Here is a 23179-nt window from a genome sequence, read left to right as displayed (position 1 = left end):
ATCGCGGTGGACGGGCTCGGTATCGACGAGAACGCCGTCCATAACGAAAATAACGGTTTGTATTGGGCGAGGCAGGGAAGTGGGTAGAACAGCCGCAAATATACCAAAACCGTTACGGCGCATAGCGTGGGGCCCAGAACCGGTATCAGCACGCTGTAGGGGCGGGGCTTCCCCCCGCCCGCCATTCGCGCCGCATCAACGGTAATCGTTCAACGGCGGGCGGAGACAAGCCTCGCCCCTACACCGCCCGCCGCAGCACAGGTTAGCGAAAACTCTATTGCTTCCGGATAACCGTGGCAGCGCCCTGGGCAGCGGGCAGAATCAGGACTTCTGCAATATTAACGTGGGCCGGGCGCGTCACCATAAAGGCCAGCAGATCGGCCACGTCTTCGGCCCGCAGCGCCTCGTAGCCCTGGTATACACCGGCGGCACGCTGGGTGTCGCCTTTAAAGCGCACCTCCGAAAACTCGGTTTCCACGGCCCCCGGGTTTACCTCGGCTACCCGAATATGATGGGGCAACAAATCGAGGCGCATACCTTTGGTAAGGGCCGCTACGGCTGCTTTAGAAGCACAGTACACATTGCCGTTGGCGTAGGTTTCGTGCCCCGCAATGGACCCGATGTTGATGATATAGCCGGTGTTGCGGCGCGTCATGGCCGGTAGCACGGCCCGGCTCACATACAGCAGCCCCTTCACGTTGCCGTCAAGCATGGCATCCCAGTCGGCGGGGTCGCCTTGCTGAATGGGGGCCAGCCCATGGGCATTGCCGGCATTGTTGATGAGCACGTCCACGTCGGCAAATTCGGCGGGCAAACCGGCTACAGCGGCTTCCACGGCGACCCGGTCGCGCACATCGAACGTGAGCAGGTGGGTGGGTACATCGGCCAGCTCGTGGGCCAGCTCCTGCAGCCGTTCCAGTCGCCGGCCCGTCAGCACCAGCTTGAAGCCAGCGCGACCCAGCGCCACTGCTGTTGCCCGCCCAATACCCGACGAAGCGCCGGTAATAAATGCCGTTTTCATTCTGAAGGAAGCTTGGAGGTAGCAGTGGAAGGATTCGGAAGCAAGAAGTATAATCCAGGTATAACTCGAATAAGAACGTCATGCTGAGCTTGCCGAAGCATCTTTACCATTTCGTTGACCTGTACAGGCGAAGCGGTAGAGATGCTTCGGCAAGCTCAGCATGACGTTCTTGTTTGTATCAATGTCCTAACGCCCCGACCAGATATTGAGGTACAGCGTAACCGTATTGCTTTTCATGCTCTGAAGGCTGCGGCTGTATACATCGTTGGTGCTGGGCACGTACAGGTTTTTCAGGCCATTGGAGAAGCGTAGCTCGGGCGAGAACTTGAAGAATGGGTAAAACAGGTCGAGGCCTACGCCGTACTCGATGGCAAAGTCCGAATCAGCTGCCTGCAACAGGTTCACCTCGGGGTCTTTGCGACGTCCGCCCATGTTCAGGCTCGGCTTCACACCCGCAATCAAATACACGCGGGCATTGCGCCGCCGCTGCGACTTGAGCTTGAACAGCAGCGGGAAGTCAAGCTGTGTACTCCCGATTTCCTGATCTTCTATTTCCTTGGGGTCGTTGGGGTAGCGCGTGGCGTCCTGCGCGTAGCTCTGGTTTTTAAACTCGACGCGGCGGGTCAGAAAGCTTACACCGGGCGCGAAGGTGAGGGCGCCGTATTCGCCCAGCCGCAACTCGCCCAGAAAGCCCACCGAAAAGCCCGGACTGATTATCGAATTGGCCGATGCGCCTTCTTTAGGATAGGCCTGTATACCTTTGCTAGGGTCGCCCGGAGAATGCTCGATCAGGTAGCGCGAGAAGTTGGGGGCCACGTACAGGCCCAGGTGCAACGACCGGTCGTCGTAGCCCAGCAGGTTGTCGGTCGTAACCGATTTTACCTGGCCGTTCCGGCCGATACTGGCCCGGCTACGGCTCGTTTTCTGAGCCGCTACACTTAGCGGCAAAGCCAGCACAGCCGCCGCCAGCAATGTGTAGCGCACTACTTTTGCGCCGTGTAGATGGAGCTGATGCCGAAGGTAAGGGGTTGCCATACGGGAGAGTTGAAGCCAACTTTGCGAAGGATTGCCAAAAAATCCGGGCCATCCGGGAAAGCCTGCACTGACTCGGGCAGGTAGGTGTAGGCGGCGCGGTCTTTGGAGATGAGCTTACCGAAAACCGGTAGAATGTTCTTGAAATAGAAGTTGTAGGCCTGCTTCATGGGGAAAGCCGTGGGCTTGGAAAACTCCAGTACCACCAGTTTTCCGCCCGGCCGCAGTACCCGGCGCATTTCGGTCAGGCCGCGCTCCAGGTTGGCGAAGTTGCGCACCCCAAACGAGGCCGTTACCGCATCAAACGAATTGTCTTCATAGGGCAGGTTCTCCGAGTCGCCCAGTTCCAGCCGGATGCGGTGGCCCAGGCCCTTGGAGGCCAGCTTGCGGCGACCAACATCCAGCATTCCTTCCGAAATATCCACGCCCGTTATCTGCGCATCGGGAGTGGCGGCGCGCAGCGTTTCGATGGCGAAATCGGCTGTACCGGTGGCAATATCGAGGATGCGGGCCGGCCGCAACTGCCGCAACTCATTTACGGCTTTGCGGCGCCAATAAATATCGGTGCCCGCACTCAGAAAGTGGTTGAGGAAGTCGTATTTGCCGGCAATGCTGTTGAACATCTGGGCAACCTGCGACTTTTTGTCGGCGGCGTCATCTTTATACGGTACTACAGACATGGCTCTTGGAGCAAGGAACGGCAGAAGGGCGGGCAAAATTGCCTCATTACAACGGCTTTTACCCCATTATGTTAAAAAAAAGCGGGCCGGGCTATATGCCCGGCCCGCCCGTTTCATTCGTGAAGCCGTCGGTTAGTCGTTGTCGGTCTTCACTTTAACCTTGTTGCCTTCGGCGTCTTTGGCCTTGGCATCAATGGTACCTTCCTTGGTTACGGTTTTGCTCTTCTCGTCGTCAGGACCCTTGGTTTTCACCTTCACCTTGTCGCTGTCCTCGTCTACCTTGGTTTTCACCTTGGTACCGTCTTCCAGCTTCACCTTGCTTTTGCCGGGCTGCAGTGGTACGGTTGGCGTAGTGCCCATGCCCATGTTGTTGCCGGTACCGGTGCCGCCCGAAGGAGCAGGAGCCGGAGCCGGACGGTTCATGTTCGGCATGCCTTCGCCTTCTTTCACAATCACACGGAAGTCGGTGCGGCGGTTAAGCTGCATGTTCTCCGGCGAATCGTTGGGGGCTACCGGACGACGCTCACCGTAGCTCACGGTTACCATGCGGGTTTCAGCAATACCGGCTTTTTTGAGGTAGTTGTAGGCTACGTTCGCACGGTTCTGGCCGAGCACAATGTTGTACTCATCGGTGTTACGCGAGTCGGTGTTGCCTTCAATCGAGATGTTGATGCCGGGGTTGGCGGCCAGCAACGCGCTCACCTTGTTCAGCTCCACAATCGACTCAGGACGCAGCGTGTACTTGTCGGTGTCGAAGTAGATCGGGTTGATGTTGGCCATATTGGTCACCGTCGTATCGATGTAGTTAACATAGAAGTCCTTTTCAACTACGGTCGAGTCGTTGGTTGAAATCGGAACGGCAAACTCCTGCGTTTCGATGTTCTTGCCATCCTTGCTCACGGCCACCTGGTAGGTCCGGCCCGAAAGCACGCTCACCTGGTACTCGCCGGTCAGCGGCTTGCTGATGTCGCGGTAGCTCAGGGCCGTTTTGTCAGCCTGAGTTCCGCTGAACACCAGTTCGGCACCCGGAATAGCGCTGCTGTCCTGCATGGCCAGCACGCGGCCCCGGATGGTCGCGTTCTTAATGTAGTTGATGGTGTAGATGTCCTTCTCTCCGTAACCGCCAATCCGGTACGACGACAGGTAGGCGTACGAGCCATCGGGGCTCAGACGGTAGTAGGTATCATCATCGGGCGTGTTGATGGGGTAGCCCATGTTTTCGGGCCGGCCCCACTTGCGGCCGATGGAGTCGTACTCCGACTTGAAGATGTCGTAGCCGCCCATGGTATTGTGGCCCCGCGAGGAGAAGTACATCGTCTTGCCGTCGCGGCTCAGGTACGGGCTGTCGTCGTCGTAAGGCGTATTGATGGCGTTACCAATCGTCTTAGCCGGGCCCCAGTCACCACCGGGTACGCGCGTCGAGAAGTATATATCGAGCGTACCATCTTCCGAATACTTGGCCGTCGAGAAATAAATCGTCAGGCCGTCGGGCGTGATATATGCGTCCGACTCGAAAGCCGACGTGTTGATGTTCTTGTTCAGGCGCTTGGGCTCAGTCCAGTCAGCACCGCTTTTCTCCGCGTACAGAATGTCGCCATTCTCATCGTTGCGGTACATGAGCAGCTTGGTGTCGTTATCGAACACCTGGATCGAGGCATCGTGGCCCTTGCCGTTGAGTACGCCGCTCAGCGAGCGGGGCTTGTCCCAGTTCTCATCATCGATGCGGCGGGCCTCATAGATGTTCTCGTAGTACTGTCCGTCGGCGGCCAGCTTCTTGCTATCCGTCGATTTGCCGTCGGCATTCACCACCGGGGCGCCGCTCATGTTATCGGAGCGCGAGGTGAAGAGCAGCACTTTATCATCGGCCGAGATTACGGGGCTGTGCTCCGACCACTGCGTGTTGATAGTCGGACCCAGGTTCTTCACGAAGATGTCTCTGGGGCTGTTGAACTGCACCTTGGCGTTCTTGCTGTGCTGAATCAGCTGTGCCAACTCGCGCTTACGGGTGTCTTTGGTCTTGAGCGTCGCGTTGTACGCCTGGAAGTGCGCTATGGCTTCGTCGAAGTTGTAGTTCAGGTGGTCAACCCGACCCAGCCAGTACTCTACGTCCTTGGCTACGTTCTTCTTCAAACGCTGCGCCTTGTAGATATAGTCACTGGCTTTCTCCTTATCAAAGGACATGTAGGCAATACCCGCCCGGAACAGCGCCTGGGCGTTGTTGGGGTCTTTGGCCAGCACCTGCTCATAGTAAGGCAGCGAAGCGCGGTAGTTTTCCTGGCCGAAAAACTTATTGGCCGTTTTCAGTTGCTGACGGGTGCTTTGAGCCAGGGCAGGCTGGGCCATTGCGGTCGTGAGCATGACAGCACACGAGGCTTTTAATAACCTTCTGACTAAGTTGTCCATTGAGGAGGGGTTAGGGAAACGAGGGGTTGCAAGCGAGAGAGTATCGACCGCCAATTACGCAGAGGTAATTTAGGGGTTGCCTCCTATTACTGAAATTTAATTACAGAGTTGGCAAAGCAGGCAAAAAAAACGAAACCCAGGGGCTGGAAACTGCCTTTTGTCGTTTTGTTTCACTCTGCCAACCAACAGGAAGCCTGTTAAGCGGGCAAAGATAGATATTTTATTATACAGCCTTGGTGCTATCCTATTCCACCGGAATCGGGCAATTCAGGCTTATATACCGCTTCTAACGGGGAACTTTTATCCCGGTTTCAGAAGCCGACGAATGTGCAAATATAGAGCAGCCTTGTAGACTGCAAGGTTTTTCTTCAAAAAATGATGATCCTTTCCAGCCCATCTGGAATATTTACCTTTGCCTTTCCAATTAATTGCCCCAGATGCTTATTCAGGACGCCAGATTTTTAACAAGCAATTCGCGGGCCGAAGACTGCCCTGCTCCCACAATGCCCGAGTACGCCTTTATTGGCCGCTCGAACGTGGGCAAGTCGTCGCTCATCAATATGCTTACCAACCAGAAAGGGTTGGCCAAAACCTCGTCGCAGCCCGGTAAAACCCAGCTTATCAACCACTTTTTGATCAATGAGGCGTGGTACCTGGTCGATTTGCCGGGCTATGGCTATGCCCGTATCAGCAAGGATGCCCGGGCCAAGTGGGCCCGCATGATCAACTTCTACCTGCGCCACCGGCCCAATCTGACCTGCGTAATGGTGTTGCTCGACTCGCGCCACACCCCGCAGGCCGTCGACCTGGAGTTCATGGAGCAGCTCGGCACCGAAGGCGTACCCTTTGTAATGGTGTTCACCAAAGCCGATAAGCAGTCGTCGTCGCGCACCAGCCAGAACGTGGTGCAGTACCTGGAAAAAATGCAGGAAACCTGGGACGAGCTGCCGCCATACTTTGTTACCTCGGCCGAGGACAAGATGGGCCGGGAAGAATTGTTGGGCTTTATTGCCGACACCAACCAGCAACTAGCGGCCCAGGCAGGAGCTGACGCCTAAGCTGGCCTCGTTCTTGTAGTATACTAACCGTCCAAGTTCGCGACAACTCTTTCTTTTTCAATCTCATCACGTTTCATTTGAAGATGAATAACGCTTTTTATCTCCTTGGGCTTGGGTGCCTGCTGGCCCTTCCGGCCGCCCCTGCTATGGCCCAGACGGCCAGCCCTGCTCCTGCTACCGAAGCGGCTCCGTCGGGCAAAACCATTCCGGTGGCGGAGTATTATGAAGGTGGCCAGGAGGCTATGTATGCCTTTATCAAGCAAGAACTCAAGTACCCGGTGATGGCCCGGCGCAACCGTATTCAGGGCCAATGCATTGTCAGCTTCACGCTCAATACCGATGGCACGCTTTCGGGCATCAAGCTGGTGAAGCAGATTGGCGGCGGTTGCGGTGATGAGGCGCTACGGCTGGTGCGGCTGCTTAAGTTCAATAAGCCTGACTACGCTGTTCTGACTAGTCTGCCCATCACGTTCAAGCTGTAACCAGCGGTAAAGCCTCGTTCGCAGGCGTTGCGTACCTTCGCCTCTTCAACCACTGCTTTTTTTGCTATGCCCTACGACCTGAAGGAAATTGCTGCCATCAGCGGGATGCCCGGTCTGTACCGCCTTGTTCGCCCTACCCGCGCCGGCGTTATCATCGAAGCCCTCAACGACAAGGGTAGCCGCTCGGTAGCCGCCGCCCAGAACAAGGTGTCGCTGCTCCAGGAGATTTCCATTTATACCCAGGATTACGACCAGACGGTGCCCCTGACGGAGGTATTCGACCGGATTCATCAGCAGCACGGCGCCGATCTGGGCCTGAGCAATAAGTCGAACGACCAGGAACTGGTGTCGTTCATGGAAGGCATCATTCCGGATTACGACCGTGAGCGGGTGTACCTGTCCGACATCAAAAAGCTGGTGCAGTGGTATAACATCGTCAGCCAGCGCCTTGAGTACCAGGCCCCGGCCACCGAGGACGAAGTCTCGGAAGAGGCGGCGCCAGCGGCTGCCACTACGGATGAGGCCCCGAAGCCTAAAAAGAAAGCGGCGACCAAGAAACTGGCGGAGCCCGCTGCCGGTGAGGCCATGAGCACGGCTGGTATTATTGCCGCCCCCGAGTCCGACACGGCTCCCGGCAACCCCGAGGCCGCGGTAGCCAAGCCCGCCAAAAAAGCGGCTGCCAAGAAGAAGGACGAGTAAGCCACTTGGCACCACAAAAAAGCGCCGGCAGCCCAATGGGTTGCCGGCGCTTTTTTGTGGGGTATGATTCGTTTATTTTGCCTCGTCCTGCAAAACCTCGGCGGCCAGGAACTCCTCTACCTTGTCCACCATTTCGGTTGAGCCAATGAATACCGGGCACCGTGCGTGCGTTTCGGTGGGCTCCAGTTCCAGAGTGCGGCGGCGGCCGTTGCTCGACTTACCACCGGCCTGCTCGACGATGAAAGCCAGCGGGTTGCACTCGTACATAAGCCGCAGCTTACCGTTGGGCACCTTGCTCGTGCCCGGGTACATATAGATACCGCCCTTGAGCAGGTTGCGGTGAAAATCGGCAACCAACGAGCCAATGTAGCGCGCCGAGTATCCTTCCTCTTTGCAGTAGGACACATAGTTTTTCATGCCTTCCGAGAAGTACTCCGACGAGCCCTCGTTTACCGAGTACACCTTGCCCGTAGTGGGCGTCTGGATGTTGGGGTGCGACAGGAAGAACTCGCCCAGGCTGGGCTCGTAGGTGAAGCCGTTCACGCCGTTGCCGGTGGTGTACACCAGCATGGTGCTGGAGCCGTAAATAACGTAGCCGGCCGCGGCCTGGTGGGTGCCGGTCTGCAGGCAGTCTTGGGCCGTGCCCTCGCTGCCGGTGGGCGATACGCGACGGTAGATGCTGAATATAGTACCGATGCTTACGTTTACATCGATGTTGCTGGAGCCGTCGAGTGGGTCGATGGCCACCACGTACTTGCCCTGCACATTGCCGGTCTGGATCATGTCCTCATCCTCTTCCGAAATGATGGTACAGACTTCGCCCCCGTTGCGCAGGGCCCGGATGAAGCGGATGTTGGCAATAACGTCGAGCTTCTGCTGGTCTTCGCCCTGCACGTTGCGGTTGCCGTAAGCGCCGGCAATATCGATAAGGCCGGAGCGGTTGATTTCGCGGTTGACGATTTTGGCCGCCAACGCAATATCGCGCAGTAGCTGGCTCAGCTCGCCGGTAGCGTAGGGGAAATCTTCCTGCTTGCGCATGATGAAGCGGTCGAGGGTGGTGCCGACGGGCAGCGCGAGCTTGTCGTGATTGTCCATTAGAAGATGTGGGAAGATTAGTTTCGAGGGGGAAAGCTCAAAAGTAACCAATTCGGGCCGGCCAAAGCGAATCTTCGCTCCGGTTTTCGAGGCAGCATTGGTGGGCCGGGTCGGGACGAAGCCGCGCGCCGGCCCTACATTTGGGCCATGCACGAGTTGAGTCAGCTGAAAGTTTACAAATTTGGCGGGGCCTCGGTGAAGGATGCCGCCGCCCTGCGCAACCTGGGCCACATTGTGGCTGAACACGGCCGGCCGGGCCCGCTGGTAATAGTGGTATCGGCCATGGGCAAAACCACCAACGCCCTGGAGGCGCTGCTGCAGCTGGCGCACACGGGCCAGCCCTATGCCACCCAACTAGCCGCCCTGCGCGACTTCCATATGGGTGTGGCCACCGAGCTGCAACTACCCGCCGATGAGCTGTTGCAGGAGCTATTTACTACGCTTGCAACGCACCTGTCCGCCGCCGCTTCGGTAGCTACCGCCGACTTCGACCGCCATTACGACCAGGTCGTTAGTTACGGCGAATTGCTTTCCACGCGCATTGTGGCCGCGTTTCTGGGCGCGCGCTGGCTCGACTGTCGCCCCCATATCCGTACCGACGAAACCTGGCGTGAGGGCCGCCTCGACTGGGCCGCCACCGAAGCCGCGCTGCGGGCCGCCCTGCCCCTGGCAGCGCTGGTGCAGGGCCCGCCGGTAGTAACCCAGGGCTTTGTAGGCGGCACAACCGGCGGCCTTACCACCACGCTGGGCCGCGAGGGGTCCGATTTTACGGCCGCTATTCTGGCCTACTGTCTGGGAGCCGGGTCGGTTACCATCTGGAAAGACGTAGCTGGCTTGCTGAATGCCGACCCGAAAATTTTCGCCAATACGGTGCGTTACCCCGAAATCAGCTACCAGGAAACCATTGAAATGGCCTACTACGGAGCTTCGGTCATTCACCCCAAAACCATCAAACCACTGGCCGTGCGCGGCATTCCGCTGCTGGTGAAGTCGTTTCTCGACCCCACGGCCGAGGGCACCCGCATCCACGACTGCCGCCACGGGCTGCTGGTGCCGGCCTTTATCCGCAAAGCCGACCAGTGCCTGATTTCCTTTGAATCGAAGGAGCTGGATTTTATTTCGGAGGAAAATCTGGAGGTGATTTTCGGGGTGCTGGCGCAGGTGCGGCTCAAAATCAGGCTCATGCAGAACTCGGCCATCAGCTTCTCGGTGTGTACCGATTTTCTGCCTGCCCGCCTCGAACAACTGCTGGCCCGGCTGCGCGACCAGTTCACCATCCATTACAACACCGGCTTAGAGCTGTACACCATTAAAAACTACGATACTCCCAGCCTGCAGCGCCTCACGGCCGGCCGCGAGCTGCTGCTGGAGCAGCGCACCCGCCAAACGTTTCAGTTTGTGTGCCGGAGCGAGGTTCGGGCTAACAGCGAAACCACTCGTCATGCTGAGTGAAGCGAAGCACCTATTCGGCAGCTGGTGCCTGCCATTAGCTGCCGAATAGGTGCTTCGCTTCACTCAGCATCACAGTATCTTTATTTCTCCCCCACGTTTTCTACTTCCTATGACTCCCGAATTCATTCTCGTAACGCCCCAGGCGCGGCCCCGGGTGGCCCTCATCCAACTCAACCGGCCCAAGGAGCTGAATGCCCTTAACCTGCAGCTTATGCAGGAAGTGGCCGCCGCCCTTAAAGAGCTCGACCAAGACCCCGAGGTGCGCGTGATTGTGCTGGCGGGCAACGAGCGGGCGTTTGCCGCCGGCGCCGACATCAAACAGATGGCCGGCCGCACAGCCATCGATATGCTGCTGATTGACCAGTTCAGCATCTGGGACCAGATTCGGCGCACCACCAAGCCGCTGCTAGCGGCCGTGTCGGGGTTTGCGCTGGGTGGCGGCTGCGAGCTGGCCATGACCTGCGACATGATTGTGGCTTCGGAAACGGCCAAATTCGGGCAGCCCGAAATTCGCATTGGCACCATGCCGGGTGCGGGCGGCACCCAGCGCCTCACCCGCGCCATTGGCAAGGCCCGGGCCATGGAGATGGTACTTACCGGCGAGCCGATGGGGGCTGAGGAGGCTGCCCGCCACGGCCTCGTGAACCGGGTAGTGCCCGTGGGCCAATACCTGGAAGAAGCCTTCCGGCTGGCGGCCTGCATCGCCAACATGTCGCCGGTAGCGGCCCGGCTGGCCAAGGAGTCAGTAAATCGCGCCTTTGAAACCCACCTGGATGAGGGCCTGCATTTCGAGCGCAAGAACTTTTACATGACCTTCGCCTCCGAAGACCAGAAAGAGGGCATGGCTGCCTTCGTAGAGAAGCGCCCGGCCGAATTTAAAGGACGCTAACTGGCAGGCTGTGGGGAGGAATATGCTGTTATTCCTCCCCACAACGCTCCAAATGAAACATTTTTTCTTTCGCAACGCTTATAGCCTTATCTTTGCGGAGAATCATTCTTACCTGTGCACACGCATCATTCCCACCATATTGCTCCCTCACCTGAGCAGCTGCAGCAGCAGCTGGCCGATGCTGGCCTGCGGGCCACTCGCCAGCGGCTACTGATTCTGGAAAGTCTGCTGGTGTTGCCGGGCCACCCTACTGCCGAGCAGGTGCACCAACGGGTAACCGAGCAGCTGTCGTCGGTGTCGCTGGGGACGGTGTACAAGGCACTCGACTCATTCGTGTTGGCGGGCCTTACGCGCCGGGTGGCTTCCGCCGAGGGTTCGCGCCGCCGCTACGACGCCGATTGTACCGAGCATCATCACTTGGTTTGCGCCGATACGCAGGAAATCATCGATTACTGCGACCCACAGCTGGACGAGCTCATTCGGGGCTTTTTTGCTGACAAAGGATTGCCCGGCTTTCAGCCTCACTCCTTCTCTCTGCACGTAACGGGCAACCGCGTAGCCGATTTGCCCGCGGCCGGTCCGTCCAACCAGCCTCCTTCCTGACGAACGGCTGGCACCAGCGCAGGAATTTTTAAACGATATTTTTTCTGATCCGCCGCCCGGCTTCGGGTGGTGGTCAGTTTACGGGCCTACCGGTCCGGTTTGTTGATGTTTCACAATTAATTTTAAGTTTTAAAACACATGGCAGTTCTTGTTGGTAAACGCGCTCCTTCTTTCAAAGCCACCGCCGTTATTGATGGCGAATTCGAGGAGGATTTCTCTCTCGACCGGTATTTGGGTAAGAAGCATGTCATTTTCTATTTCTACCCCGCCGACTTCACTTTCGTTTGTCCCACCGAAATCATTGCTTTCGAAGAGCGGCTGGCCGATTTTGAGGCCAAGGGCGTAGCCATTGTAGGCTGCTCGACCGATACGCACTTCTCGCACTTTGCCTGGTTGCAAACACCCCGCGACAACGGCGGCATCGAGGGCGTAACCTACCCGCTGGTAGCCGACGCCACCAAAACCATTGCCTCCAACTACGACGTGCTGGGCGGCCACTACGATTACAACGAAGCCGGTGAAATGACCTTCATCGGCTCGCCCATGGCCTACCGCGGCCTGTTCCTGATTGATAAGGACGGCATCGTGCGCCACCAGGTAGTAAACGATGGCCCGCTGGGCCGCAGCATCGACGAAGCCATGCGCATGGTAGATGCCCTGCAGTACTTCGAGGAAAAGGGGGAAGTTTGCCCCGCCAACTGGGAGGAAGGCAAAGAGGGCATGCAGGCCACCCGCGAGGGCGTAGCCAGCTACCTCGGCAAGCAGGCCGCCCACTAGTAAATCAGAAAGCGGACGTTGTTCGCTTGTGCGCAAAAAGCCTTCATCCGGTTGGGTGGGGGCTTTTTGCTTTATAATGAGGCGAAGGGCGTACTTTTGTGGCGGGCGGCTTCGTGCCGGCCTATTTGCCTTCGCTTCCTTTCGCTTCGTCTTGCGGCTGTTATATTCTTTTGGTCTGCGTTTGTATGCGCTGCTGCTGCGGCTGCTGAGCCCCTTTGTGCCCAAGGCCGCCGCCTGGACGGCCGGGCGGCATGGGCTGCTGGGCCGCATACAAGGGCAGTTGCGCCAGGAAAAGGCGCCATTGGTGTGGTTTCATTGTGCTTCGCTGGGCGAGTTTGAGCAGGGTCGCCCGCTCATGGAAGCCTACCGGATCGAATATCCTGACCATAAGCTGGTGCTCACCTTCTTTTCGCCCTCGGGCTACGAAGTGCGCCACAACTGGCCCGGGGCCGATTACGTGTTTTACCTGCCGCTCGATACGAGCGCCAATGCCCGGGCTTTTCTGGATGCGGTGCAGCCCCGGCTGGCCGTATTCGTGAAGTACGAGTTCTGGTACTACTTTCTGCGTGAGCTGCAGCGCCGGGCTATTCCGACCATCTGCGTGTCGGCCATTTTCCGGCCCGAACAGGTGTTTTTTCAGCCCTGGGGTGGTTTTTTCCGCCGTATTCTGGGCTTATTCACGCACATCTTCACCCAGAACCAAGCCTCGGCCGAGCTGTTGCGCGGTGCCGGCCTGACGAGAGTGAGCGTGGCCGGCGACACCCGCTTCGATACCGTAGTGCGTAGGGCCTCGGCCCCGCCCCGCCACCTGCCTCTGGTTGAAGCCTTCACCGACGACTGGTGCCCGGTGCTGATTGTGGGCAGCAGCTGGGCCGAAGACATAGCCGTGCTTACGCCCCTGCTGCAGCAGTACCAGCAGGAGCTGCGCTTTATTGTGGCTCCCCATGAGGTAAACGAAACCACCCTGCGCCGGGTGGAGGCCGCGCTGCCCGGCCAGGTAGTGCGCTACTCCCAGGCCCAAGCAGCTACCGTAGCCGATGCCCGGCTGCTGCTCATCGACAATGTAGGAATGCTGAGTTCCCTGTACCGGTTTGGCCATTTCGCCTATGTGGGCGGGGCGTTTGGCAAAGGCTTGCACAACACGCTCGAAGCTGCTGCGTTCGGCCTACCGCTGCTGTTTGGCCCCACCTATCATAAGTTTCAGGAAGCGCAGGACTTAGTAGAACTGGGCTGCGCTTTCCCCATAAGCTCCTCCGATGAACTGCTTAAAGCGTTTGGGCTGCTGTACTACCGCGAAGAAGCCCGCCTGCAGGTTCAGGATCTAAGCCTCGATTACGTACACGACCACAGCGGTGCCACCAGCAAAATCATGGCTTGGGTGCAGGCTGAGCGTATGAAATAAAGGCAGTGACTCCGGCCACAACCGTACGCCCAACGCGTACAGCAAACCCGTGGGCGCAGGCAATCCAACCTGACCTGTCTTTGCGTTCTGGCTCTGTCTGGGGGCTGGCGGCATCAGCAGCTTACTGTACACTACCACAACCGGCACTCGTTAAATACATCTGTATGACCACCTCAATAACGCTCCGGCCATGACCGGAATCATTGTCAGATCAACCGGCTCGTGGTACGTGGTGCGCGAAATCAGCACCGGGCTGTTTCACCACTGTCGGCTACGCGGCAAGTTTAAGAACCAGGGCCTGAAGGTGAGCAACCCGCTGGCCGTGGGCGACGAGGTGGAGTTTACAGTAGAAGAGCAAGCCGAAGGAGCCGGCGTCATTCAGCATATTGCGCCGCGCCGCAACTACATCATCCGCCGCTCGGTGCACAAAACCGAGCATGCCCACATTGTGGCCGCCAACCTCGACCAGGCGCTGCTGGTAGTCACGCTGGCCTCGCCGGCCACTTCGTTCGGCTTCATCGACCGGTTTCTGGTGACGGCCGAGGCCTACCACATTTCCACTACGCTGATCTTCAACAAAACCGACCTCTACGACGACGACATGAACGACTACCAGGGCCAGATTCAGCAGTTGTATGAGCGCCTGGGCTACCCGGGCCTGCGCTGCTCGGCCCACACCGGCGAAGGCGTGGCCGATGTTGATGCCCTGCTTGATGGGAAAGTGTCGTTGCTTTCGGGCCATTCGGGCGTAGGCAAAAGCACGCTTATTAATGCCCTCGTACCCGACCTCGACCTAAAAACGGCCGAAATCAGCCAGTTCTCCGATAAGGGCGTGCACACCACCACCTACGCCGAAATGCTCGAAGTGCGCCCCGGCACTTACCTCATCGACACGCCCGGCATCAAGGAGTTGGGCCTCGTGGATATGAAAGCCGGCGAGTTGGCCCACTACTTCCCCGAAATGCGCGCCCTGCTGGGCCAGTGCCGCTACCACAACTGCCAGCACCTGCACGAGCCCGGCTGCGCCGTGCGCGAAGCCGTCGACCAGGGCCGCATTGCCCTCCCCCGCTACGACAGCTACGTAAGCATGCAGCAAGCCGAAGACAACCGGAAATAGAACGAGCAGGGTGCGGGGCTTGTCCCCGCCCGCCGTTAAACGGAATCGTTACTAGGGTGCGGACGGCGGGCGGGGACAAGCCCCGCCCCTACTCGTTCTACTATACAACACCTTAACAAAGAGCGCCAACCCATTGTGGGTTGGCGCTCTTTGCTATAAACTTCCAGAACGAAAGCTGACAGCTCTCAGCTAACAGCTAAAAACTACACGTCAATCTTGGCATACTTGGCGTTCTTTTCGATGAAGTCGCGGCGCGGCGCTACCTCATCGCCCATCAGCATCGAAAACAGGTGGTCGGCTTCGGCCGCCGAATCGACGGTTACCTGCTTGAGCGAACGGGTGGAGGGCTGCATGGTAGTGCTCCAGAGCTGCTCGGCATTCATCTCACCCAGACCCTTGTAGCGCTGCACATTCACCGATTCGGGCTTGCCGCGGCCCATTTCTTCCTGGGCAGCCATGCGCTCCTCTTCGGTCCAGCAGTAGCGCTCTTCCTTGCCCTTCTTCACGAGGTAAAGCGGCGGCAGCGCGATATAGATGTAGCCCAAATCAACTAGCTCGCGCATATAGCGGAAGAAGAACGTCAGGATCAGCGTCCGGATATGCGAGCCGTCGATGTCGGCGTCGGTCATGATGATGACCTTGTGGTAGCGCAGCTTTTTAATGTTGAGCGCCTTGGAATCGGCCTCAATGCCGTTTTCCGGGTCGGCGGCCACGCCGAAGCTCACGCCCAGCGCCGTAATCATGTTCCGGATTTCTTCGTTTTCCAGAATGCGGTGCTCCTGGGCCTTCTCCACGTTGAGGATTTTACCCCGCAACGGCAGAATGGCCTGGAAGGCGCGGTTACGGCCCTGCTTGGCAGTACCGCCAGCCGAGTCGCCTTCTACCAGATAGATTTCGCAGATTTCGGGGTCCGACTCGGAGCAGTCGGCCAGCTTGCCGGGCAGCGACGTGGAGCCGAGCACCGACTTGCGCTGTACCATTTCGCGGGCCTTGCGGGCGGCAATACGAGCCTTGGCCGCCAGTATCACCTTCTCGACGATGATGCCGGCTTCCTTGGGATTCTCCTCCAGGTACTGCGCCAGAATTTCGCCCACTACGGTGTTTACCGCGCCGTTTACCTCGTTGTTGCCCAGCTTGGTTTTAGTCTGGCCCTCAAACTGAGGCTCCTGCACCTTCACCGAAATAACGGCTGTCAGGCCTTCGCGGAAGTCCTCGCCCGAAATTTCCACCTTGGCCTTCTCCAGCTTGCCCGACTTGTCGGCGTAGGCTTTGAGCGTGCGCGTGAGGGCCGAGCGGAAGCCGGCTACGTGCGTGCCACCCTCGTGGGTGTTGATGTTGTTGACGTAGGAGAAGATGTTCTCCTGGTACGAATCGTTGTACTGCAGCGCCACTTCTACCGGCGTACTGCCTTTCTCGCTGATGACGTGGATTGGGGCCGGCATCAGGGCGTGGCGCTCCGTGCCGTCGAGGTACTGCACGAACTCGGCCAGGCCGCCCGTCGAGAAAAACTCCTCGCCCCGGAACTCGGCGCCGTTTTCGCCGGGCTCACGGCGGTCGGTAAGCGTAATGCGGATACCGCTGTTCAGGTACGAAAGCTCGCGCAGGCGGCCGGCAATAGTGGCGTACTTGTACACGTGCTCGGAGAAGATGCTGGCATCGGGCAGAAACTCCACCTGAGTACCGTGCTCATCGGTTGTTCCGATTTCCTTTACCGGATACTGTGGAATGCCGATTTTATACTCCTGCTCGTACATTTTACCGTTGCGGCGCACGGTTACTTTCAAGTCCTGGCTGAGGGCATTCACGCAGCTCACGCCCACGCCATGCAGGCCACCCGATACTTTGTAGGAGTCCTTATCGAACTTGCCACCGGCGTGCAGCACCGTCATTACCACCTCAAGGGCCGAGCGGCCTTCTTTCTCGTGGAAATCGACGGGGATGCCGCGGCCGTTGTCGCGGACAGTGATAGAGTTGTTTTCGTTGATGGTAACGTGGATCGTGTCGCAGTGGCCGGCCAGGGCTTCGTCGATGGAATTATCGACCACTTCCCACACCAGATGGTGCAGGCCCTTGATGCCGGTGTCGCCGATGTACATCGACGGGCGTTTGCGCACGGCTTCGAGCCCTTCGAGTACCTGAATGCTATTGGCCGAATACTCGGCAGGGGCTACTTTTTCAGTTGTTTCGCTCATGTGTCAGAGGGGGTTCAGCGCGAAGTGCGTAAGTAGGCAAAGATACCGAAAAAATCCGGTTTTTGCCAGCTTACGGGCCGGTTTCGTGCGGTAGCAGAGGGCCCAAAAAAGCCTGGCTCCCGAGGCCGGGAACCAGGCTTTTTTTATTGACTCGGCACTCGTGCTACTGCACCTGCGCCCGCAGCTGACTTACGCCACTGCCCGACTCCAGCCGTACCTGATACACCCCGGATTTTTCGCCGCTCAGATCGAGCGTAGTACTGGTTCCGCGCGTAACATCGAGGGTCCGACGCTGCACCTGCCGGCCCAGCACATCGAATACCGTGAGTGTAGCCGACCCAGTATGGGCTGCGGCGGGCCACTGCACCCGGAACTGCCCGTTGGTGCTGGGGTTGGGGCTGAGGCTGGCACCAAGCACCAGCGTAGCGCCCCGGTTGCTCAGCACCGCGCTGGTGAGCTTATTTACCCCCGTTCCGTTGGCCGAGATGTGCCCGCTCCAGACAGCGGTTGGGCTGGCGGCATCTACAAACAGGTGGTCAATCGTGCTTTCCAGCCGGATCCAGGTTTTGCCGTTGTCCTGGCTGTACGACGAGCCCTGGTCGCCGTTGCCCAGGTCGAGGCCCACCGACAGGTAGTTGCCGTTGCCCGGTACCCGAACCAGGCCAAAACTGTGTAGCGGGCCGGTGTAGGTCAGGCGCGTCCAGGTAGCGCCACCATCGGCACTGCTGAAGAGTTCGTGTTCTGTATCGTCAAAGGAGGGCACCACTGCCAGTCCGTTCAGCTCATCACGGAAGGCAATGCTACCCACCGGGTTATCTTCGTCGCCTACCTGCTTGGCCACCTGCCAGGTTACGCCCCGGTCTTTCGAGCGAAAGATGTCGCCTTCGTTGTTGGGAAACCAGAGGGAATTGCCAACCGCCGCAACGGGGAAGTAGGTGCCAAATTCGCCGTCGGTACCGGTAGGCACGTTGGCCGAGCGCGCCCAGGTGGCGCCGCCGTTAGAGGTGTAATAAATTTCCAGACCCCCGCCGTTGCGCCCATCTACGTCGCCCATTACCATGCCATTGCTGGCATCGAAGAAGTACACCGAATTGGGGTAGCTGTCGGCCTCACTGAACATGGCAGCCGTGGACTGCACTACCCAGGTAGCGCCGCCGTCGGTGGTCTTAAACACCCGGCCGCCGCCGGAAGAGGTGCGGAAAGTAGTAACCCACGCAGTGGTGGCGCTAATAGCCGATATACTGGTAAGCGTTTCGGAGCTACCGATGCCCGTCACCTGCTTTATTACCCAGTTTTGCCCCCCATTGGTAGTGAGGGCAACCTGGTTGGTGCGCACATCCTCTGCCAACAGCCCGCTCGACATAGCCCAGGCCGTATTGGCATCCACAGCGTCGGTGTAGGCGGCAGCGGCCTGGGGCTGCGCGAAGTTGAACGGCTGGGTTACCCACTGGGCTTGTGCAGTGGCAGTAGTCAGCAATAAACCGGCAACGATTTGTACAACTGTTTTCATATAGCAAGAAAAAAAGGTGGAATAAAGTGACGTTTTCAGAAGGGGCAATTTCCGGATCGGGCCGCTTGCCTGGCAAATAGCGTATGCCAGACTGGGCTTCAATATAGTTTTATTTGCACGAAATCATCAGCTGATTACCGGCTGCTTCTGCCATCGTCTGGCCTTGCTGTGTGCCGGCTCTACCCCGCTAAAATGCACACGCCCACTGTAGCAGCGGGCGTGTGGGGTTTTGGCAGGAATTGTAATAAGATGTCCGGAAGCACCAGAGCAGTTCGATGTCTTCTTTTAAAACGGCGGCGGGCCGTCGTCGAAGTTGCTGCGCGGGAAGGGCTGGGCCGGTGGCGGCGAGTCGTTGTTGATGCGCGAGCCCAGCCGGATGGTGTTGGGCGCGAATCCGCCGGACTGGTCGTCGTCGAAGGTGCTGCTGGGGAAGGCGCTGGGGTTGAAGCCGCCATCGTCGAAGCCGCCGCCGCCGTCGAGGTCGGCGAATTTGGTGAACTTACCGATGAACTTAAGCTGCACGGTTTCCAGTGAGCCATTCCGGTGCTTGGCAATAATCACCTCGCCCGTGCCCTGGGTGGGGTTGCCCATCTCGTCCTCCGTGATTTTGTAGTACTCGGGGCGGTACAGGAAAATCACCATGTCGGCGTCCTGCTCGATGGAGCCCGATTCGCGCAGGTCGCTAAGCTGGGGCTTCTTGTCGCCGCCGCGGGTTTCCACCGAGCGCGAAAGCTGCGAAAGGGCCAGCACGGGCACGTTCAGCTCCTTGGCAATACCTTTCAGGGCCCGCGAGATGGAGGCAATTTCCTGCTCCCGGTTGCCCCCGCCCTTGCCGTCGGTGTTACCGGTCATCAGCTGCAGATAGTCGATGATAATCATCGAAATATCGTGGTGGGCTTTCAGGCGGCGGCATTTGGTGCGCAGCTCCCGGATGCTGAGGCCGGGCGTATCGTCGATGTAAATGGGGGCCGACGAGAGGTTGGAAATCTTATGGTTGAGCTGGGCCCACTCGTGGTCGGCGAGGTTGCCCTTCTTGATTTTCTCAGAATCCAGCTCTGCCTCGGCCGAAATCAGACGATTCACGAGCTGCAGCGACGACATTTCGAGCGAGAAGATGGCCACCGGCTTCTTGAACTCGACGGCCGCATTGCGCATGGCCGACACCACGAAGGCCGTGTTGTGGGTCACGGTGCAGTCGGCCAGCAGAAACAGCCGGTTGCCGTCGATGCTGAAGCCGTAGTAATCGTCTTCCTTATCGAACTCGACCGAAATGCCCGTCATGCGCCAATCGACTACCGAGGCCCAGGGCTGGGCCTTTTTGCGGGCCACGCGCACCGGTACGCACGTAATGTCGCCGTAGATGCGGACGCGGTACACCTCACTCTCGTAGCCGATGCGGCTGATAGTGGCGCGCTTTTTTTTCAGTGAGGTACGGAAGCCCAACGAGTCGGCCAGAAACTTGATTTGCCGGGCCAGGCGCTGGTTTTTCTGGGTGATTTCGTAGCCGTTGCTTAGTGGGTCGAGGTGGCCGTCGGAGTCGATGAGACCGGCCAGCAGCTGCAGGCGGTTTTCACGACTGTTGCTTAGATAGGCCTGTGGAATGTGCTTGTTGCCGAGCAGATCCAGCTGTCGCAGCTCATCCTGCACCGAATATTGGGCGAGGCTGCCGCCCTGCCGGCCGCGGGTGATGCCGTAGCTGTTGCAGCGGTCCGCCACTTCGCCTACCGTCACCTGCATGTCAAGCGTGGCAGCGTACTCGTGCAGGTAGCTGATAATCTCCGGGTCCTGGCCCGTGATGCGGCAGTTGCCGGAGGCACCGTCGCCCAGCCACAGGCCCAGGAAGTACGGGGCCAGGGGCAGCTCCTGCGCCGCGTACTCGACGGGCACCTTGTAGCCCTTGTAGTTCGAGCGGAACTTGGGGCTTTTCTGCAACCAGTCGCGCACCTCAATATTGAGCACGTCGCCGTGGCGGTGGGGGCCCTCGTTGCGGCTGCGCTTGAGCGAGAGGATGTGGCTTTCGTTGACGCGGTAGGCTTCGCCCTTGTTCTGGCGCACCCAGTACATATTCTCGCGGCCCCGGGCAATATTCAGCACCCGGCGCGGGGTCGAGTCGTCGCCCATCAGCAGCTCGCCTTCCCGCACGTCCTCTACGTTGCGCAGTGTGCCGTCGAACATGAGCACTTTGGTGCCTTTGCCCAGACACTTGCCCATGCCCGGCCGCGCCGCAATAATCACCAGGTCAGATGGTTGCCAGCCGCTGGTTACGCGGTCGAGGGCCGAGAAGCCGGAGGGTACGCCGGTGAGGCCATCCTTCTGGTCCTTTTTTTCTTCGAGCTCCTTGATGGCCTTGCCCATCAGGCTGCGCATGTCGTCGAAGTTCTTGCGGATGTTCGACTCCGACACCTCGAACAGGGCCTGCTCGGTGGAGTCGAGCAGGTTGAAGACGTCGGTGGTATCCTCGAAGGCGTCGCGCTGAATGGTGCTGGCAATGTTGATGAGCTCCCGCTTGATGGCGTTTTCGGTGATGATGCGGGAGTGGTACTCAATGTTGGCCGCCGAGTTGACCTTGAACGTGAGCTGGGCCACGTAGTGCGTGCCGCCGGCTGCCTCCAGCTCGCCCATTTCGCGCAGCTCGTGCGTGACGGTGAGAATGTCAATCGGCTCCGACTTGTCAAACAAATTCAGGATGGCCTTGAAGATGCGCTGGTGGCCGTCCTTGTAAAAGCTCTGGGGCTTAAGGATGTCGATAACCGTGGTCAGGGCGTCCTTTTCGAGCATGAGTGCGCCCAGCACGGCGGCCTCCAGCTCCAGCGCCTGGGGCGGCAGCTTGCCCGCCGGCCCGCCTACGGGCAAGTGGGCCGGGCGGCTGTTCCAGGCAGCTTTAGCCCTCGAACCTGCTTGCTTGAGGCGGTCATCCATCCGGTCGTTCATTTAAAAAAATACACTACAAGGTAAGCACACCGGACGAGTTTCGCGACGGGTATTTTCGCGGCCGGTTTCCCGGCGCCGCGCCGCTGTTCGGCCAAAGGGCTACAAAGCTAACGGCTGGGCCTTACAATCCGGGAACGGGGCCAAAGGTTTCTTTTGGGGACTGCAGAACTTCGCAGAACGTCATTCAGAGCGCAGCGAAGAATCTCGCTCGGGTTCGTTGAACGACAACCGGACAGGGACACCACGCGAGATTCTTCGCTGCGCTCTGAATGACGTTCTGCGAAGTTCTGCGGCCCCTCAACAACCCCAAACCGCTACCTTTGCCGCCCTCACTCCTACTGCCTTATGACTTCTGCTGCTCCCTCTTCGCTGCACCGCCTGCACCTGATTGCCACCGGCGGCAGCATTATGCACAACCTGGCGCTGGCCCTGCACCGGCGCGGGGCCCACGTAACGGGCTCCGACGACGAAATTTTTGAGCCTGCCAAAGGCCGGCTGGCGGCGGCCGGGCTGCTGCCCGAAACTGAAGGCTGGTTTGCAGACAAAATTACGGCCGACCTCGATGCCGTGATTGTGGGCATGCACGCCCGGGCCGATAACCCCGAGCTGCTGCGGGCCCAGGAGCTGGGCCTGCGGGTGTACTCGTTTCCGGAGTTTATCTACGAGGCCTCGAAGGATAAGCAGCGCATCGTGATTGGGGGCTCGCACGGCAAAACCAGCATTACCTCGCTTATTCTGCATGTGCTGCGCTACCACGGCCGCCAATTCGACTATGCCGTGGGCGCTCAGCTGGAGGGGTTCGAACTGATGGTGCAGCTCACCGACGATGCGCCCATCATCATCATCGAGGGGGATGAGTACCTGGCCTCCCCCATCGACCGGCGGCCCAAGTTTCACCTGTATCAGCACCACATCGGCGTGATTTCGGGCATCAGCTGGGACCACATCAACGTGTTTGCCACCGAGGAAATCTACCGCGAGCAGTTCAAGATTTTCGCGGAGATGACGCCCAAGGCCGGCGTACTTATTTATGACCGCGACGACGAGCAGACCCAGCTGGTAACCGTGCCTACCAGCCCCGACGTGAAGTACATCGGCTACGGCCCCCACGAGAATGTGGTACGCGACGGCCAGACGTTTCTGGTGACGAAAAAGGACGAGCAGGTGCCGGTGAAGATATTCGGGGAGCACAACCTGCGCAACATTTCGGCGGCCAAGGAAGTGTGCAAGCAGCTGGGCATTAAGGGCAAGGAGTTTTATGAGGCGCTGGGCTCGTTTAGGGGCGCGGCGCGGCGGCTGGAACTGGTGCGCGAGGGCGCAGGCTCGGTGGTGTACAAGGACTTTGCCCACGCCCCCAGCAAGCTGAAGGCCACGGCCACGGCCTTTAAAAAGCAGTTCCCGCAGCGGCGACTGGTGGCCTGCCTGGAGCTGCACACCTTCAGCTCGCTCAACCCCGAGTTTCTGCCCCAGTACGCCCACACCTTCGATGCGCCCGATGTGGCCGTGGTGTACTTCAACCCGCAGGTGCTAAGCCACAAGCGCCTGCCGCCCCTGCCGCCCGAGGCGGTGCAGGCCGCGTTCCGGCGCCCCGATTTGCGCGTGTTTACCGACAGCGCGGAGCTGGCAACGTTCCTGCACGAGCAGAACTGGGCCAACGCCAACCTGCTGATGATGTCGTCGGGCACCTTCGACGGGCTGGACCTGGCCGCGCTGGCCGAACAGGTGGTGAGGTAGAGCCTTGGCGTCGCGCCTTGGTGGCGCCTCACCCCCTAGCCCCCTCTCCGAAAAAGGAGAGGGGGTACTAGTTTCTAAATTCTAGGAACTGTTCTCAATTAA

Annotated in this window: 18 protein-coding genes; 10 read left to right on the top strand and 8 right to left on the bottom strand. The window is 58.9% G+C overall.

Going from position 1 to position 23179, the window contains the following annotated elements:
* Positions 1-274 precede the first annotated feature (274 nt).
* The 4 genes from J7E24_RS17030 to J7E24_RS17015 all read right to left on the bottom strand — a co-directional run bounded on the left by J7E24_RS17030 (position 275) and on the right by J7E24_RS17015 (position 5091).
* Positions 275-1021 carry an SDR family NAD(P)-dependent oxidoreductase gene (locus J7E24_RS17030; protein WP_215139318.1) on the bottom strand — a complete coding sequence of 249 codons (747 nt, stop codon included), beginning with the start codon at positions 1019-1021 and terminating at the stop codon, positions 275-277.
* A gap of 186 nt (positions 1022-1207) precedes the next feature.
* Entirely contained in the window at positions 1208-2056 is an 849-nt protein-coding gene (locus J7E24_RS17025) for a porin family protein (protein WP_215139317.1), read from the bottom strand.
* A complete protein-coding gene (gene ubiE / locus J7E24_RS17020; RefSeq protein WP_215139316.1) occupies positions 2005-2733 on the bottom strand; it encodes a bifunctional demethylmenaquinone methyltransferase/2-methoxy-6-polyprenyl-1,4-benzoquinol methylase UbiE in 729 nt (242 codons plus the stop codon). The genes J7E24_RS17025 and ubiE overlap by 52 nt, the downstream gene beginning before the upstream one ends.
* Before the next feature lie 132 nt (positions 2734-2865).
* Positions 2866-5091, bottom strand: a complete 2226-nt coding sequence (locus J7E24_RS17015) for an OmpA family protein (protein WP_251047253.1) — start codon at positions 5089-5091, stop codon at positions 2866-2868.
* Positions 5092-5573: 482 nt separating this feature from the next.
* Here J7E24_RS17015 and yihA point away from each other — a divergent pair, with 482 nt between their 5' ends.
* From yihA to J7E24_RS17000, 3 genes are all read left to right on the top strand, one after another.
* The gene (gene yihA, locus J7E24_RS17010) at positions 5574-6194 is read left to right on the top strand and encodes a ribosome biogenesis GTP-binding protein YihA/YsxC (protein ID WP_215139320.1); all 621 of its coding nucleotides are present in this window, start codon (positions 5574-5576) and stop codon (positions 6192-6194) included.
* Positions 6195-6340: 146 nt separating this feature from the next.
* A complete protein-coding gene (locus J7E24_RS17005; RefSeq protein ID WP_251047252.1) occupies positions 6341-6676 on the top strand; it encodes an energy transducer TonB in 336 nt (111 codons plus the stop codon).
* Between the two features lie 66 nt (positions 6677-6742).
* A complete protein-coding gene (locus J7E24_RS17000) occupies positions 6743-7375 on the top strand; it encodes a DUF5606 domain-containing protein (protein ID WP_215139314.1) in 633 nt (210 codons plus the stop codon).
* Between the two features lie 72 nt (positions 7376-7447).
* Here J7E24_RS17000 and fbp read toward each other — a convergent pair whose 3' ends face one another.
* The gene (fbp, locus tag J7E24_RS16995; protein WP_215139313.1) at positions 7448-8470 is read right to left on the bottom strand and encodes a class 1 fructose-bisphosphatase; all 1023 of its coding nucleotides are present in this window, start codon (positions 8468-8470) and stop codon (positions 7448-7450) included.
* A 147-nt stretch (positions 8471-8617) separates the two neighbouring features.
* Here fbp and J7E24_RS16990 point away from each other — a divergent pair, with 147 nt between their 5' ends.
* The 6 genes from J7E24_RS16990 to rsgA all read left to right on the top strand — a co-directional run bounded on the left by J7E24_RS16990 (position 8618) and on the right by rsgA (position 14710).
* Positions 8618-9922, top strand: coding sequence for an aspartate kinase (locus J7E24_RS16990; protein WP_215139312.1), 1305 nt, complete (start codon positions 8618-8620; stop codon positions 9920-9922).
* Positions 9923-10031: 109 nt separating this feature from the next.
* Positions 10032-10811, top strand: coding sequence for an enoyl-CoA hydratase-related protein (locus tag J7E24_RS16985; RefSeq protein WP_215139311.1), 780 nt, complete (start codon positions 10032-10034; stop codon positions 10809-10811).
* A 114-nt stretch (positions 10812-10925) separates the two neighbouring features.
* The gene (locus J7E24_RS16980; protein WP_215139310.1) at positions 10926-11414 is read left to right on the top strand and encodes a Fur family transcriptional regulator; all 489 of its coding nucleotides are present in this window, start codon (positions 10926-10928) and stop codon (positions 11412-11414) included.
* A gap of 138 nt (positions 11415-11552) precedes the next feature.
* Positions 11553-12191, top strand: a complete 639-nt coding sequence (locus J7E24_RS16975; RefSeq protein WP_215139309.1) for a peroxiredoxin — start codon at positions 11553-11555, stop codon at positions 12189-12191.
* Between the two features lie 151 nt (positions 12192-12342).
* A complete protein-coding gene (locus tag J7E24_RS16970) occupies positions 12343-13593 on the top strand; it encodes a 3-deoxy-D-manno-octulosonic acid transferase (protein ID WP_215139308.1) in 1251 nt (416 codons plus the stop codon).
* A 190-nt stretch (positions 13594-13783) separates the two neighbouring features.
* The gene (gene rsgA, locus J7E24_RS16965; protein ID WP_215139307.1) at positions 13784-14710 is read left to right on the top strand and encodes a ribosome small subunit-dependent GTPase A; all 927 of its coding nucleotides are present in this window, start codon (positions 13784-13786) and stop codon (positions 14708-14710) included.
* A gap of 203 nt (positions 14711-14913) precedes the next feature.
* Here the strand turns inward: rsgA and gyrB are convergent, their stop codons facing one another.
* From gyrB to dnaB, 3 genes are all read right to left on the bottom strand, one after another.
* Entirely contained in the window at positions 14914-16902 is a 1989-nt protein-coding gene (gyrB, locus tag J7E24_RS16960; RefSeq protein ID WP_215139306.1) for a DNA topoisomerase (ATP-hydrolyzing) subunit B, read from the bottom strand.
* A gap of 163 nt (positions 16903-17065) precedes the next feature.
* Entirely contained in the window at positions 17066-18412 is a 1347-nt protein-coding gene (locus J7E24_RS16955; protein ID WP_215139305.1) for a T9SS type A sorting domain-containing protein, read from the bottom strand.
* A gap of 285 nt (positions 18413-18697) precedes the next feature.
* Entirely contained in the window at positions 18698-21343 is a 2646-nt protein-coding gene (gene dnaB / locus J7E24_RS16950; protein ID WP_251047251.1) for a replicative DNA helicase, read from the bottom strand.
* 345 nt (positions 21344-21688) lie between these two features.
* On the opposite strand from dnaB, the gene J7E24_RS16945 reads away from it, so the two are divergent.
* Positions 21689-23077, top strand: a complete 1389-nt coding sequence (locus J7E24_RS16945) for a UDP-N-acetylmuramate--L-alanine ligase (RefSeq protein WP_215139304.1) — start codon at positions 21689-21691, stop codon at positions 23075-23077.
* The last annotated feature ends 102 nt before the right edge of the window (positions 23078-23179 follow it).

This window comes from Hymenobacter sp. ISL-91 (genome assembly GCF_018613725.1).
Taxonomy (GTDB): domain Bacteria; phylum Bacteroidota; class Bacteroidia; order Cytophagales; family Hymenobacteraceae; genus Hymenobacter.
This window is presented reverse-complemented; position numbering and strand designations above follow the sequence as displayed.

Coding starts and splice junctions, on each gene's coding strand:
- J7E24_RS17030 (WP_215139318.1), bottom strand. CDS start 1,021: ATGAAAACGGCATTTATTACCGGCGCTTCGTCGGGTATTGGGCGGGCA.
- J7E24_RS17025 (WP_215139317.1), bottom strand. CDS start 2,056: ATGGCAACCCCTTACCTTCGGCATCAGCTCCATCTACACGGCGCAAAA.
- ubiE (WP_215139316.1), bottom strand. CDS start 2,733: ATGTCTGTAGTACCGTATAAAGATGACGCCGCCGACAAAAAGTCGCAG.
- J7E24_RS17015 (WP_251047253.1), bottom strand. CDS start 5,091: ATGCTCACGACCGCAATGGCCCAGCCTGCCCTGGCTCAAAGCACCCGT.
- yihA (WP_215139320.1), top strand. CDS start 5,574: ATGCTTATTCAGGACGCCAGATTTTTAACAAGCAATTCGCGGGCCGAA.
- J7E24_RS17005 (WP_251047252.1), top strand. CDS start 6,341: ATGGCCCAGACGGCCAGCCCTGCTCCTGCTACCGAAGCGGCTCCGTCG.
- J7E24_RS17000 (WP_215139314.1), top strand. CDS start 6,743: ATGCCCTACGACCTGAAGGAAATTGCTGCCATCAGCGGGATGCCCGGT.
- fbp (WP_215139313.1), bottom strand. CDS start 8,470: ATGGACAATCACGACAAGCTCGCGCTGCCCGTCGGCACCACCCTCGAC.
- J7E24_RS16990 (WP_215139312.1), top strand. CDS start 8,618: ATGCACGAGTTGAGTCAGCTGAAAGTTTACAAATTTGGCGGGGCCTCG.
- J7E24_RS16985 (WP_215139311.1), top strand. CDS start 10,032: ATGACTCCCGAATTCATTCTCGTAACGCCCCAGGCGCGGCCCCGGGTG.
- J7E24_RS16975 (WP_215139309.1), top strand. CDS start 11,553: ATGGCAGTTCTTGTTGGTAAACGCGCTCCTTCTTTCAAAGCCACCGCC.
- rsgA (WP_215139307.1), top strand. CDS start 13,784: ATGACCGGAATCATTGTCAGATCAACCGGCTCGTGGTACGTGGTGCGC.
- gyrB (WP_215139306.1), bottom strand. CDS start 16,902: ATGAGCGAAACAACTGAAAAAGTAGCCCCTGCCGAGTATTCGGCCAAT.
- J7E24_RS16955 (WP_215139305.1), bottom strand. CDS start 18,412: ATGAAAACAGTTGTACAAATCGTTGCCGGTTTATTGCTGACTACTGCC.
- dnaB (WP_251047251.1), bottom strand. CDS start 21,343: ATGAACGACCGGATGGATGACCGCCTCAAGCAAGCAGGTTCGAGGGCT.
- J7E24_RS16945 (WP_215139304.1), top strand. CDS start 21,689: ATGACTTCTGCTGCTCCCTCTTCGCTGCACCGCCTGCACCTGATTGCC.